This window comes from Selenomonas sp. CM52, assembly GCF_000292955.1.
In the GTDB taxonomy this organism is placed as follows: domain Bacteria; phylum Bacillota; class Negativicutes; order Selenomonadales; family Selenomonadaceae; genus Selenomonas.
On sequence record NZ_ALNM01000049.1, the window covers coordinates 1 to 12,468 of the forward strand.

12 protein-coding genes are annotated in these 12,468 nt (G+C 60.1%); 2 read left to right on the plus strand and 10 right to left on the minus strand.

The features are described 5' to 3' along the window. From HMPREF1153_RS11235 to HMPREF1153_RS11260, 6 genes are all read right to left on the minus strand, one after another. Positions 1–839: glutamate-1-semialdehyde 2,1-aminomutase (locus HMPREF1153_RS11235; protein ID WP_009647094.1), on the minus strand; the 839-nt coding region annotated here is incomplete at its 3' end. 13 nt (positions 840–852) lie between these two features. After that, a complete protein-coding gene (gene hemB / locus HMPREF1153_RS11240; protein ID WP_009647102.1) occupies positions 853–1,827 on the minus strand; it encodes a porphobilinogen synthase in 975 nt (324 codons plus the stop codon). Further along, positions 1,821–3,332, minus strand: coding sequence for a uroporphyrinogen-III C-methyltransferase (gene cobA, locus HMPREF1153_RS11245; RefSeq protein ID WP_009647090.1), 1,512 nt, complete (start codon positions 3,330–3,332; stop codon positions 1,821–1,823). Before cobA ends, hemB begins: the two co-directional genes overlap by 7 nt. A 16-nt stretch (positions 3,333–3,348) precedes the next feature. Further along, positions 3,349–4,284, minus strand: a complete 936-nt coding sequence (gene hemC / locus HMPREF1153_RS11250) for a hydroxymethylbilane synthase (RefSeq protein ID WP_006193692.1) — start codon at positions 4,282–4,284, stop codon at positions 3,349–3,351. Beyond that, on the minus strand, positions 4,244–5,563 hold the full coding sequence (hemA, locus tag HMPREF1153_RS11255; RefSeq protein ID WP_009647084.1) for a glutamyl-tRNA reductase: 1,320 nt from the start codon (positions 5,561–5,563) through the stop codon (positions 4,244–4,246). The genes hemC and hemA overlap by 41 nt, the downstream gene beginning before the upstream one ends. Further along, the gene (locus HMPREF1153_RS11260; protein WP_037370671.1) at positions 5,532–6,179 is read right to left on the minus strand and encodes a precorrin-2 dehydrogenase/sirohydrochlorin ferrochelatase family protein; all 648 of its coding nucleotides are present in this window, start codon (positions 6,177–6,179) and stop codon (positions 5,532–5,534) included. The genes hemA and HMPREF1153_RS11260 overlap by 32 nt, the downstream gene beginning before the upstream one ends. 192 nt (positions 6,180–6,371) lie before the next feature. Between HMPREF1153_RS11260 and HMPREF1153_RS11265 the strand changes: the two genes are divergently transcribed. Together HMPREF1153_RS11265 and HMPREF1153_RS11270 are read left to right on the plus strand one after the other, a co-directional pair. Next, positions 6,372–6,674, plus strand: coding sequence for a hypothetical protein (locus HMPREF1153_RS11265; protein ID WP_037370665.1), 303 nt, complete (start codon positions 6,372–6,374; stop codon positions 6,672–6,674). Then, complete coding sequence (locus HMPREF1153_RS11270) at positions 6,671–7,522, plus strand: IS3 family transposase (RefSeq protein ID WP_009647077.1); 852 nt, start codon at positions 6,671–6,673, stop codon at positions 7,520–7,522. Before HMPREF1153_RS11265 ends, HMPREF1153_RS11270 begins: the two co-directional genes overlap by 4 nt. Before the next feature lie 119 nt (positions 7,523–7,641). Here HMPREF1153_RS11270 and HMPREF1153_RS11275 read toward each other — a convergent pair whose 3' ends face one another. From HMPREF1153_RS11275 to HMPREF1153_RS11290, 4 genes are read right to left on the minus strand one after another with little or no spacing between them, the layout of a single operon-like run. Then, positions 7,642–8,874: a M20 family metallo-hydrolase gene (locus tag HMPREF1153_RS11275; protein WP_009647087.1), complete on the minus strand. Its 1,233-nt coding sequence runs from the start codon at positions 8,872–8,874 to the stop codon at positions 7,642–7,644. Next, positions 8,871–9,563, minus strand: a complete 693-nt coding sequence (locus HMPREF1153_RS11280; RefSeq protein ID WP_009647082.1) for an aspartate/glutamate racemase family protein — start codon at positions 9,561–9,563, stop codon at positions 8,871–8,873. The genes HMPREF1153_RS11275 and HMPREF1153_RS11280 overlap by 4 nt, the downstream gene beginning before the upstream one ends. Before the next feature lie 53 nt (positions 9,564–9,616). Then, positions 9,617–11,017, minus strand: coding sequence for an allantoinase AllB (gene allB, locus HMPREF1153_RS11285; RefSeq protein WP_009647105.1), 1,401 nt, complete (start codon positions 11,015–11,017; stop codon positions 9,617–9,619). A 13-nt stretch (positions 11,018–11,030) separates the two neighbouring features. Beyond that, on the minus strand, positions 11,031–12,329 hold the full coding sequence (locus HMPREF1153_RS11290) for an MFS transporter (RefSeq protein WP_037370668.1): 1,299 nt from the start codon (positions 12,327–12,329) through the stop codon (positions 11,031–11,033). Positions 12,330–12,468: the final 139 nt, after the last annotated feature.

The following is a 12,468-nucleotide window of genomic DNA, read 5'->3' on the forward strand; positions in this document are numbered from 1 at the left end:
CCGTAGGCCGCGCAAGGCAGGCCGCCGCCGATGATCTTGCCGAGACACGTGAGGTCGGGCGTGATGCCGTAGGCCGCCTGTGCGCCGCCCAAGGAGGCGCGGAAACCGCACATGACTTCGTCGAAGATGAGGAGTGCGCCGTGCTTTTCGGTCAGGGTGCGCAAGGTGTCGAGATAGCCGTTTTCGGGCAGGACACAGCCCATGTTGCCCGCGACAGGCTCGACGATGATGCAGGCGATGTCCTTGCCGTATTCCGTCATGACGCGCGTGATGGCGTCCGCATCGTTGAACGGCACGGTGATCGTGTCCTTGGCGACGCCTTCGGTCACGCCGGGACTCGACGGCACGCCGAAGGTCGCAAGCCCCGAGCCTGCGTCGACGAGCAGGCTGTCGCTGTGGCCGTGGTAGCAGCCGACGAACTTGACGATCTTCGAGCGTCCCGTGAAGCCGCGTGCAAGGCGCAGGGCGCTCATCGTCGCTTCCGTGCCCGAGTTGACCATGCGCACGAGCTGCATCGAAGGATAAGCCTTCTGCACGAGGCGAACGAGATCGGATTCGAGCGTCGTCGGTGCGCCGTAGCTCGTGCCGCGTGCGGCAGCTTCGGCGAGCGCGGCGACGACGGCGGGATGCGCGTGTCCGGCGACGAGCGGCCCCCACGACAGCACATAGTCGACGTACTCGTTGCCGTCGATGTCGAAGATGTGCGCGCCTTCGCCGCGTGCGATAAAGGGCGGATTGCAGTCGACGTTTCTGTAGGAGCGCACGGGACTGTTGACGCCGCCCGGCATGAGGGTTTTCGCTTCTTCAAACGCTTCCAGGGATTTTTCTAAGTTCAGCATATTTCGCTCCTTTTCAGCCTTGAAGCCACTTCGCCGCGTCGATCGCGTGGTAGGTGATGATGATGTCGGCGCCCGCGCGCTTCATGCCCGTGAGCGTTTCGAGCACGATGCGCTTCTCGTCGATCCAGCCGTTCGCCGCCGCCGCCTTGACCATCGCGTATTCGCCGCTGACGTTGTAGACGGCGACGGGGCGGTCGATGGCGTCGCGCACGCGGCGCACGATGTCGAGGTAGGCGAGCGCGGGCTTGACCATGATGATGTCCGCTCCCTCGGCGAGGTCGAGCGCGACTTCTTTCATCGCCTCGCGTGCGTTGGCGGGATCCATCTGGTAGGCGCGGCGGTCGCCGAAGGAGGGCGCGGAGTCCGCAGCATCGCGGAAGGGGCCGTAGTAGCCCGAAGCGTACTTGACGGCGTAGCTCATGATGGAGACATGGGAGAAGCCAGCTTCGTCCAAGGCTTCGCGCAGGGCGGCGATGCGCCCGTCCATCATGTCGGACGGCGCGACGATGTCGGCGCCGGCTTCCGCCTGGCTGACCGCCGTCTTGGCAAGGAGCGGCAGCGTCGCGTCGTTGTCGACTTCGTGGCCCGAGAGTTTGCCGCAGTGGCCGTGCGACGTGTACTGGCAAAGGCAGACGTCGCCGACGACGGCAAGCTCCGGCTCTGCCTGTTTGATGGCGCGGATCGCTTGCTGCACGGGGCTTTTCGCGTCCCATGCCGAAGAGCCGATCTCGTCCTTGTACTCGGGCAGGCCGAAGACTTCGACGGAGGGAATGCCGAGTGCGGCGAGTTCTTTCGTCTGCTCGACGGCGCGGTCGACGGAGAGGTGGAAGCAGCCCGGCATGCTGGGGATTTCCTCCTTGATATTCTCGCCGGGCACGACGAAGATGGGGTAGACGAAATCACGGACGGAAAGCTCCGTCTCGCGCACCATGGCGCGAATGTTCGCCGTCCTGCGCAGGCGGCGCGGACGAAGTACTTGCTTCAGCATAACAGCATCTCCTTGATGGTTTCGATGAGTCCTTCGATCGTGTATTCTTTGGCGACGGCCGCGGGCTTTATGCCGAGCGCCTCGCACGTCTTCGCCGTGATGGGGCCGATGGCGACGCACTTGACATGCTGCAAAGGCTCTGCGCCGCCGAGGATGGCGCAGAGGTTCTTTGCCGTCGAAGAGCTTGTGAAAGTCACGATGTCGATCTCGCCGCTCGTGAGTTTTTTTGCGAGAGCAGCGCCGTCGGCCTCTGCCTGCTTTGTGCAGTAGGCGGCGGCGACGGTGACCTCTGCGCCGAGCGCCCTGAGGCTTTCGGGCAGCACTTCGCGCGCTTCTTCGGCGCGTGCGAGGAGAACGCGCGTGCCGCTTCGCACATCGCCCTTGAGGGCTTCGACGACGGCTTCGGCGCGGTATTCGCCGGGCACGCAGTCGGCGCGGACGCCGAAGGCGGCGAGCGCGGCGGCTGTCGCAGGGCCGATGGCGGCGACTTTGGCGCGGGCGAGGGCGCGTGCGTCCTTGCCCGCGGCGTCAAGGGCGCGGAAGAAATGCTCGACGCCGTTCGCGCTCGTGAAGATCAGCCAGTCGTAGTCGGCGATATGAGCGATGGCGGCGCGGAGCGATGTGCCGCCATCCGAAGGCTCTGCGATGCGGATCGCGGGCACTTCGAGGCACGCGGCGCCGAGCGCTTCGAGGCCTTCGGTGAGCTTCGAGGCTTGGGCGCGCGCACGCGTCACGAGGACGCGCTTGCCGAAGAGGGGACGCCTCTCGGGCGCGTCGAACCAGCGCAGCTTCTCTCGATAGCGCACGACATCGCCGACGAGGAAGATGGCGGGCGGCTTGAGCCCGGCTCGCGCCACATCGTCAGCGGCGTTTTCGACGGTCGTGATGAGTGTCTCCTGCTCGGGGCGCGTGCCCCAGCGGATGACGGCGGCGGGCGTATTGCCGGCGCGGCCGTGGCGCATGAGTTCGGCTGTGATGGCGGGAAGGTTTCCGACGCCCATGAGGAAGACGAGCGTATCGACGCCCGTCGCGAGTTTCTGCCAGTCTAGCCCTGAGGCTTCCTTCGTTGGGTCTTCGTGTCCCGTGACGACGGCGAAGGAGACGGCGACGCCGCGGTGCGTGACGGGGATGCCCGCGTAGGCGGGCACGGCGATGGCAGAAGTCACGCCCGGCACGATTTCAAACGGCAGGCCGTTTTCCGCCAAGAGCAGGGCTTCCTCGCCGCCGCGCCCGAAGACGAAGGGGTCGCCGCCCTTGAGGCGCACGACGCATTTTCCTTCGCGGGAGAGCTTGACGAGGAGCTTTGAGATGTCTTCCTGCTTCATCGCGTGGTTGCCCGCGCTTTTTCCCACGTAGATGCGCTCGGCTTCTTCCGGCACGAGCGCGAGGATGCGGCTGTCCGCGAGGTAGTCATAGACGACGGTGTCGGCCTTTTTCAGACACGCGTGCGCCTTGACCGTCAAAAGCCCCGGATCTCCGGGGCCGGCTCCGACAAGATATACCATAGCTTCGCTTTCCTCCTTACGGTTGCAGCAGGCCGAGTTCCTGCAGGATTTCTTTGCCGCCCATGGCGAGCAGTTCCTCGGCGAGCGCACGGCCGATTTTTTCGGCGTCAAGGGCACTGCCCGCCTTCTTCTTGCGATAGAGGCGCTCGCCGTCGATGGAGGCGATGACCGCCTCCATTTCGAGTGCCTCGTCCGCAGCCTCGGCGTAGACGCCGACGGGCACTTGGCAGCCGCCCTCGACGCGTGCGAGGAAGGCGCGTTCCGCTCTCGCCGCCGCACGCGTCGCCGCGTCGTCGAGGAAGGCGATAAGGGAAAGCGTCGCCTCGTCGTCCGCACGCGCCTCGATGGCGAGTGCGCCTTGTCCGACGGCGGGCAGGCAGATTTCGCGCGGCAGGATCTCGGTGATGCGGTCATGGAAGCCCAGGCGCTTGAGTCCCGCGACGGCGAGGATTATGGCATCGAAATTTTCTTCTTCGAGCTTCTTGAGCCGCGTGTTCACGTTGCCGCGCAGGCTGACGATCTCAAGGTCGGGCCTCTTGGCGAGGAGCTGTGCGCGGCGGCGAAGGCTCGACGTGCCGACCTTCGCGCCTTGAGGAAGGTTCGCGAGCGTTTGATAGCGCGGACTCACGACGGCGTCGCCGGGGTCGAAGCGCTCGGTCACGGCGGCGAGCATGAGCCCTTCAGGCAGTTCCGTTGGCATGTCCTTGAGGCTGTGCACGGCGAGGTCGATTTCGCCTGCGAGCATCGCCTGCTCAAGCTCCTTCGTGAAAAGCCCCTTGCCGCCGATCTTCGCCAACGGCGCATCGAGCACGCGGTCGCCCTTCGTCGTCATGCGCTTTTGTACGACATGAAGCTCCGGGTATCTCTCCCGGAGCTTCGCCTCTACATAGTCTGCCTGCCAGAGCGCAAGCTTACTGCTGCGCGTACCTATAACGATGGTGTCTTTCTTCACAAGTTCCCGTCTCCCCTATCGTATCAAGCTTGAAGAGGCTTCGCATCGCCTCGATGTAGAATGCCTCGTCCGCCGTTCCCGCCGATGCGTTGAGCTTCATCATCGGCGTGCGCAGGATCTTTCGGACGATCATGCGCGTCATGTGGTCGACGGCACGCTGCTGCTCCTCCGTGAGTTCGGGCAGTTTCGTGTGCGCACGCTGCATCTCACGACATCGTATGCGCTCGCAGCGCTCGGAGAGGAGTGCCATCAGCGGGCGGCACGAGAGGTATTGGAAGCGCTTCTCGATGGAAACAATCTCCTCCTCGACGATGCGCGAGGCCTCGACCGCCTCCTGCTTGCGCTCCTCCATGTGATCGTCGACGACGGCTTCCAAGGCGTCGATGTTGAAGAGCTTCACGCCCTTGATTTCCTCGACCTCGGGATCGACGTCGCGCGGCACGGCGATGTCGATGAAGACGAGCGGCCGCCCTTTCCTCTGCGTCATGAGGTGGCGCGTCTCCCACGCCTTGACGACGTAGTGCGGCGCGCCCGTCGAGGTCACGACGACGTCGACGTCCTCCGCCTTTTCCATCGCGCGCTCGAAGGGCACGGCCTCGCCGCCGAAGCGAGCGGCGAAGTCCTCGGCTTTCTCCATGTGGCGATTCGCGATGTAGAGTTTCTTCGCGCCGTGCGAGACGAGATGCTCCGCCGTCAGCTCCGCCATCTTGCCCGCGCCGAAGATCAGGACGCTCGACTTGTCGAGCGTGCCGAAGATTTCCTTCGCCAGTTCGACCGCCGCATAGCTGACGGACACGGCGCTCCACGCGATGCGCGTTTCCGTGCGCACGCGCTTTCCCGTCGCAATGGCGCGGTGAAACAGCGTGTTCAGCACGGTGCTCGTCGCATGGCCTTCGAGTGCGAGCGCGTACGCCTGCTTGACCTGCGAGAGGATCTGCCCCTCGCCGAGGACGAGCGAATCAAGACTCGCCGCCACGCGGAAGAGGTGACGGATGCATTCTTCGTCCTCGTACATGTAAAGGTATTCTTCGACATCCTCGTCGTTTCCCGTGAGGTCGAAGAAAAAGCGGCGCACGGCCTCGCCCGCGTGTGCATCGTCCGCCGTCACCGCGTAGATCTCGCTGCGGTTGCACGTCGAGAGCACGACCGCTTCAAGAAGATCGGCATACTCCGCCAGATGTTGGAACCCCTTGCGGATGGCGTCCTTCGGTATGGAAAACCGCTCGCGCACATCCACGGGCGCCGTCTTATGATTCAGTCCCAAAACAATCAAGTGCATGTCTTATCTCTGCCTCCGCCTCATCCAGTCTGCCTTCTTCGACAAGATTTAAAATATGCTCCGAAAGAGCCGCGCGCCAAAACGCCTCGCGTCCTGCACTTCCCTCGATGCGTTCCTTCGCTTCCTCGCGCAGCTTGGCGAGCCTTTTGAGCCAGTCGCCCCAGCTCGCGCCCAGGCGGGCGGCGAGCCGCTTCTTCAGCGTGCGGGCGAGCGCGGGCGATGCGCCGCCCGTCGATACCGTGACGAGGAGATCGCCGTCTCGCAAAGCCGCTGGCAGGAAGAAGTCGCAAAGCTCGGGCGCCGTCGCATCGTTGACGAGAGCGCCGGCTGCCTTCGCCGCCTTGCCGAAGGCAGCGTTCGCCGCACGGTCGTCGGTCGCGCAGAAGACGAGGAGCGCACGTGGCAGCGATGCGAAAACCTCCGCCGTCGCAAGTTGCGCCAGCCAAGTGATGCTTCCGTCTGCCGCAAGCGCCGCGAGGGGCGGCGAAAGCTTGGGCGCGACGACGGTCACAGCCGCTCCTGCTGCAAGCAGCCCGCGCACCTTTCGATGCGCCACCGCCCCGCCGCCGGCGACAAGCGCGGCGCGCCCTTCAAGGCGCAGGTTCATCGGATACATGTCCAAATCTTGAGAGTCCTTCCAAATTACGAATGTGGTTCACTTTTTTATTTTCTTCTTTATTATATCGTAAAGGCATGAAAAAAAAAAGCCCTGCAGGAAAGTTTTGCGGTGGACTGCACCCCAAAATACGGACAGTGAATAAAAATCCCTCCTGTTGTAGAATAAGAACTACAACAGGAGGGATTCGTTATGCCAAGACAATATACAAAAATTGAGCAGTTATCTGATGAAATCTTCCGTTTCAAGACAGAAGGAAAAACACATCGGCAAATTGGTGAAATCTATGGATTGACCAAAGAGCAAATCAAGGGATTCATAAAACGCCAACGGCGTAAAGATCGCTTAAGGAAAGCCGGATATATTCCTCGTCCGAAAGGGCGCCCACGCAAACAAGCAATCGATGAGCGCACCTCTTTACAAAACGAAGTAATCGAGCTCCGTATGAAGGTCGATGTCCTGCGAAATTTTCTTTGCGAGGTTGGAAGGAGGTGAGCGTCAAATATCGTGTTATTGAGCGGGTGCGTAACATCTATCCGGTTGTCGCTTTGTGCCGGATTCTGGAAGTATCGCGCAGCGGTTACTACGACTGGCGATATCGAATGCAGGAATCACATGCAGATGCCTGGCTGGAGCAACAAATCTTGACCTGTCAGGAACAAACACATTTCACATACGGCTATTGTCGCGTCTGCAAATGGCTTCGAAAACATACGGGGATTCACGTAAATCGAAAGCGTGTTTTGCGTGTCATGCGCAAAATCGATGCTCTCGCACAAATTCGCCGTCGTCGTCCATATACGCATTACAAAGACGCGGCACATCGCTATGAAAACTTGTTGAAGCGGCAATTCAATCCGGAGCGCCCAAATCAATTTTGGGCAACAGATATCACGTATATACCGACGGCACATGGCATGTGCTATCTGTGCGCCGTCATTGATCAATGCGGCAAAATGGTGCTGGGATGGCGCATCGGCACAGATATGACAGCTTCACTCGTTACGGACACCGTGCGTGACGCCTTACAAAAGGAAATGGTCGCTAATGGACTAATCCTCCACAGCGACCAAGGCTCGCAGTACTCTTCCCAAGCGTATTACGACCTAAGTCAAGAATACCACTTCACGCCGTCAATGTCAAAGCGTGGCTGCCCGTATGACAATGCTTCGATGGAAAATTTCTTTGGAACGCTGAAGGCGGAATGCTTACATCGGATGAAGTTTGGATCAAGGAAGGAGTTAGAGGAAACTGTAACACAATATGTACACTTTTACAACTATGAGCGCATACAACTGAAAAGCGGTCTTACTCCATACGAAATATGGAGCAAAACCGCATAAATCAGCGTAATTCTACGACAGTGGTTTATTTTCTTGTCCGCTTAGCAGGGAGCAGTCCAGTCTGGTGCACATGATGTATGTGCACCAGACCTCTTTCATAGGAAGAGTTGAATTTGATTTTATACAGCGGCGGTCAGATGCCGCGCGGCGGCGGAAAGAAGCCTGACGCCTGCTGTAATCTGGCTGAGGCTTGCGTATTCCGCTGCACTGTGGCTGATGCCATCCTTACAGGGAATGAAGATCATGGCAGTCGGGGCATAGTCCGCCCAATGCATGGCGTCGTGTCCCGCACCGCTCGGCATCATGCGATACGGCAGATGCAGGTCATCGGCGATCTTTGCGAGGCATTGGGTGAGGGAAGTGTCCATGTGTGCGGGAGTCTCCTTGCTGATGGGAGAGATTTCGCAGGAGATGCCGCGCCGAAGAGAGATTTCTTCGATGCGAGTGCGGATGATCTGCTCTACATTATCCCGAGCCTCTGAGGAAGTGCTGCGCAGGTCGATGCCGAGCCGCACTTCGCCCGGGATGACGTTCATGACATTGGGCTGTACCTCGACGATGCCGACTGTGCCGACGACGGGCGTGCGCGTTGCCGCGCGGGCTTCCTGCTCGACGGCGAGGATGATTTCCGCCGCTGCACAAGAGGCGTCAGCTCTTAAATTCATTGGTGTCGCGCCGCTGTGATCGGCAGTGCCGCGCAGCAGGCAGAAAAAGCGCGATGGCGCGGCGATTCCCGTGACGATGCCGATGGAAAGACGCTCATGCTCAAGGACTCTTCCCTGCTCGATGTGAAGCTCAAGGAATGCCTTGAGCTTTTTTGTGTATCTGGCAGTTTCCAGTGCATCGGGCTGCAGACCGCGCGCCTTCAGCACATCATAGAGGGTATTGCCCTGGTGGTCACGCAGACGAGAGATGTCCTTGCGGGAAATCCTGCCGCGCATGGCGCGGCTGCCGAGAGTGGCAGCAGAAAAGCGGCTCGACTCCTCACACATGAAGATGACGACTTCGAGCGGATGAAGGGGGCGAAAGCCGTCGTCCTTCATACTGCGTACCGCCTCGATGGCGCCGATGATGCCCAGCGTGCCGTCGTAGTTGCCGCCGTTTGGCACGCTGTCGCCGTGCGAGCCGAGCATGACGGCGGGAAGCCTATCGTCGCGTCCCGCAAGATGCCCGATGACGTTGCCGAATGCGTCCTCATGCAGGGTGAGTCCCGCCTTTTCCATCTCCTGCATGAAATAGGCGCGTCCTTGCCAATCACTGTCCGTAAAAGCCAAGCGATTGATGCCGCCTCCCGGCGCAGTGATGGCAGCGAGCGCTGCAAAATCCGCTGCGAGGCGCTCCGGTTTGATCATGTGCGCTTGGCTGCGTGCTCACGCAGACGTTCCTGCTGGTAGACCATGTACTCGATGCGGATGAGAGCCGAAGTGATGCCTTCGAGTACAGGCAGATGCGTCAGGCGGGAAACATCGTCAGCGAGAATGCCCATCGAGGGGTCGCCGAGGACGAGCACGGTGGCGAGATGCTCCTTTTTCGCTTTTTCTGCAGCTTCTGAAACTGCTTCACGCAGATTGGCAAGAGGAGCGTTTTCTTCCATGACGGGCAGGAATGTGAGATTGTCGTGAAGGATGCCGTAGTGGCGCAGCGTTTCGCGATGCGTTTCGAGGTCGCGCAGCGAGCGGCTGAGGACGGCGATGCGATGTCCGTAGAGGGGAGCTGAGTAAACAGCAGCAGCGCCGCTCGAAACGACGGGCTTTCCTGTCAGCTCCTGCAGGGCGTCTGCGCCGAGTTCTGCCGTATGGGCGATGATGAAACCGTCGTAGACGTCCTTGAGGGAACGCACTTTCTCCATGAGCGCCATGGAAGCTTCCATGATCTCCAAGGGGGAGGCGACACGACGCGGCGCCTGATCGAGCGAGATTGCCGAGGTGTGCGTGTACTCTTCCGCGCTGCGTGCCGACAACTTCGATGCTTGATCTGCCGCCTGGAAGATCGTGTCGTTGAGTTCGGATTCGCTTGTAGGATTGATGACAAGAATATTCATAGAAATGATCCTTTCTCTATCTGTTTCGTACGCTTTGCTGCATGATCCTGCATCTATACGGCTGCACGGCAGTGTGCCGGCTGTCCGCCGGGATCGCCGACAATCTCGTGATCCGCTGCGATGAGTCTCCCGCGCAGGTAGGTGCTGACGGGCCAGCCCGTGATGCTCCGTCCGTCGAACGCTGTCAATGGCTGCTTGCTGTGGAGGTCTTTGTTTCGGATGGGGCGCGTTTTCTGCATGTCGACCAATACGAGATCGGCGTCGAAGCCGATCTCGAGCTTGCCCTTGCGCTCGATGCCGTAGATTTCCGCCGGTCTTTGAGAGAGCACGCGTGCGACAAAGGGCAGGGTGATCTTCCCGCGGCTGACGGCGTCGAGCATCAACGGCATCATTGTTTCCACGCCGCACATGCCGGAGGGCATCTTGAAGAGGCTGCCGCGTTTTTCCTCGATGCGGTGCGGTGCATGATCGGAGGCAATGAAGTCGAGCGTGCCATCCAAGAGTCCTGCCCAAAGAGCCGCCTGATCGTCCTTGCTCTTGATGAGGGGATAGACCTTCATCATGGGGCCGACGGCGGGAAAGTCTTCTGCGGATAGGAAGAGGTAGTGCGGCGCCGTTTCCGCTGTGACGGAGACGCCATCAGCCTTTGCGCGGCGGACGAGTTCGACGCCGCGTCGTGATGTCATGTGCAGGATGTGCAGATGCGCTCCCGTATCCCGCGCCATGGAAATGGCTGTCGCGACGGTCAGCTCTTCAGCGAGTGATGGGCGCGTGGAAAGGAATGCCGCATAGTCGTCGTCTGCCGTCTTACTGGTATCGAGCTCTTCCGTCAAACGACGGATCAGTGCGGAATTTTCCGCATGGATGGCAAGAATCTGTCGATTCGCTGCGATTTGGCGGAAAATCGCGTAGACCTCCCCGTCGTCGAGCGGTGGAATCACATCCTCCTTCCCCTTCGTATAATTGTAGACGAGCGCGTGCGTCTTGGTGTCAATCGCGTATCCCCAGAAGAACTTGATCGCTGCAGCGCCGGCCTCTTTCATGGAGAGCAGCTTGTCGAGGTTGAGATCGCCGAGAGAGAGTCCCCAGATGCCATAGTCTACATAAGCTTTATCGTGAAAATAGGCGATTTTCTTTCGCACATCGATGCCGTCCAGCACGGCGGGGTTTGTGTTCGGCATATCGAGAACCGTCGTTATGCCGCCGACTGCCGCCGCGCGTGTGCCGTGGGCGAAGTCTTCCTTTTCCGTCGCGCCGGGATTACGAAAATGGCAGTGCGTATCGATGCCGCCGGGCAGCACGTAGAGTCCCGAGGCGTCGCGCGTTTCCAGCGCATTCGCGTCGCTTTCGCCCAGGGCGGCGATGCGCCCGTCTTTCACATAGATGTTTTGCTTTTTGATCTCCTGTCGGACGGGGTCGACGACCCAGCCGCCCTTGATGGCAAGATCGAACATCTGCCGCACCTCCTTATTCCATGACTTTTCCCTTCGTCTCGGGAACCATCAGATGCATGACGATGAATGCGATCGGATAGATGAGGAATACGAGGCTCATCGCGCCCAGAAGCCCCGTGCTTGCGGCGAGCCAGCCGATCAAGGCTGGTCCGAAGCCGGCGAGCCCGCGACCCGTGCCGAAGATGAAATTCTCTGCCGTCGAACGCGCTTCTGAGCGATAGTTCTCCGCGAGAATCGCGCCGTAGCCGCCCATCATGCCGTTGACCGTGAGACCGAGCAGGAAGCTGCCCCAGAGCAGGGCCTCCTGGCTCGTGAAGAAAAAGAAGTAGAGGATGCAGTAAATCGTGCCGCCGATGTACCAGATGCTGAACGTCTTCTTGCGGCCGAGCTTGTCGGCGAGGATGCCGAACAAGGTGATGCCGACGAGCATGCCGGCAATCGAGATCGCCATCCAGCCGCTTGCCTTGGCGAGTGTGTAGCCGTACTGCTGAGCCAAGATGGCAGGCATCCAACTGAAGACCGCGTAGTAGCCGAAATTCTGCACGAGACACATGACCATGAGGCCGATCGTCGTGATCGTCGTGCGGCGATCTTCGAACAGCGCTTTGACCGGCGTTCCGTTGATGCGGTCGTACTCTTCCTGCTCCTCATGGGACGCCGTGCCGCTCTCCACCTTTTCCCGCAGCGCCTTTTGATGCGCTTGCCGCTCCAAGAACATCTTCGGCTCGCGAAGCGTCATGCGCGCATATATGGCGATTGCGGCCGGAATCAGTCCGATGAGGAAAACGCCGCGCCAGCCGATGTAGGGAACTGCGACGGCGACGATTAACGATGCTGCGAGCACGCCGAACTGCCAGCCGAGTGCCACCCAGCTTGTTGCGCGTGCACGCATCGCGGGCGCCCACGTTTCCGTGACGATGGCCATGCCGATACCAAATTCGCCGCCGATGCCGAGACCGACGAGAGCGCGAAGCACGAGCAGAACATAGTAGTCATTGCACCAGTAGATGCCTGCCGTTGCGAATGAATATAGGAAGATCGTTCCTGCGAGTACCTTGATGCGGCCGATCCGATCAGCCAGGATACCGAAGATGTAGGAACCGGCCCAGATGCCGAGCGTTGTTGCCAATGTCAAGTTGCCGGCCTGTCCAGGCGTCAGGCCGAAATCGCTGATGATGAAGACCAGTACGAACGATAGGAAAAACATGTCCATGCCGTCGGCAGCATACCCCAAGGTCGCTGCGATCAAGCTCTTCGTATGGTGTCCCTCTTCTCCCTCCAAGTAGACCGGCACATTCTTTTCGTCTGCCATTGAAATCTCCTCCTTTGCATATCGCGTTGACTGAAGGGCGCCTTTGTGCAGGATGGGCAGCAATTCAGCGCTAAAAAAGAAAAACTGCTTCATCAAGCGCTTCACCTGCACCTAAGAAGACAGTGCTTCAATATATTTC

Bases quoted from the DNA above. Each gene is read 5' to 3' on its own strand.
- hemB (WP_009647102.1), bottom strand. From the start codon at position 1,827: ATGCTGAAGCAAGTACTTCGTCCGCGCCGCCTGCGCAGGACGGCGAAC.
- cobA (WP_009647090.1), bottom strand. From the start codon at position 3,332: ATGGTATATCTTGTCGGAGCCGGCCCCGGAGATCCGGGGCTTTTGACG.
- hemA (WP_009647084.1), bottom strand. From the start codon at position 5,563: ATGCACTTGATTGTTTTGGGACTGAATCATAAGACGGCGCCCGTGGAT.
- HMPREF1153_RS11260 (WP_037370671.1), bottom strand. From the start codon at position 6,179: ATGTATCCGATGAACCTGCGCCTTGAAGGGCGCGCCGCGCTTGTCGCC.
- HMPREF1153_RS11265 (WP_037370665.1), top strand. From the start codon at position 6,372: ATGCCAAGACAATATACAAAAATTGAGCAGTTATCTGATGAAATCTTC.
- HMPREF1153_RS11275 (WP_009647087.1), bottom strand. From the start codon at position 8,874: ATGATCAAACCGGAGCGCCTCGCAGCGGATTTTGCAGCGCTCGCTGCC.
- HMPREF1153_RS11280 (WP_009647082.1), bottom strand. From the start codon at position 9,563: ATGAATATTCTTGTCATCAATCCTACAAGCGAATCCGAACTCAACGAC.
- allB (WP_009647105.1), bottom strand. From the start codon at position 11,017: ATGTTCGATCTTGCCATCAAGGGCGGCTGGGTCGTCGACCCCGTCCGA.
- HMPREF1153_RS11290 (WP_037370668.1), bottom strand. From the start codon at position 12,329: ATGGCAGACGAAAAGAATGTGCCGGTCTACTTGGAGGGAGAAGAGGGA.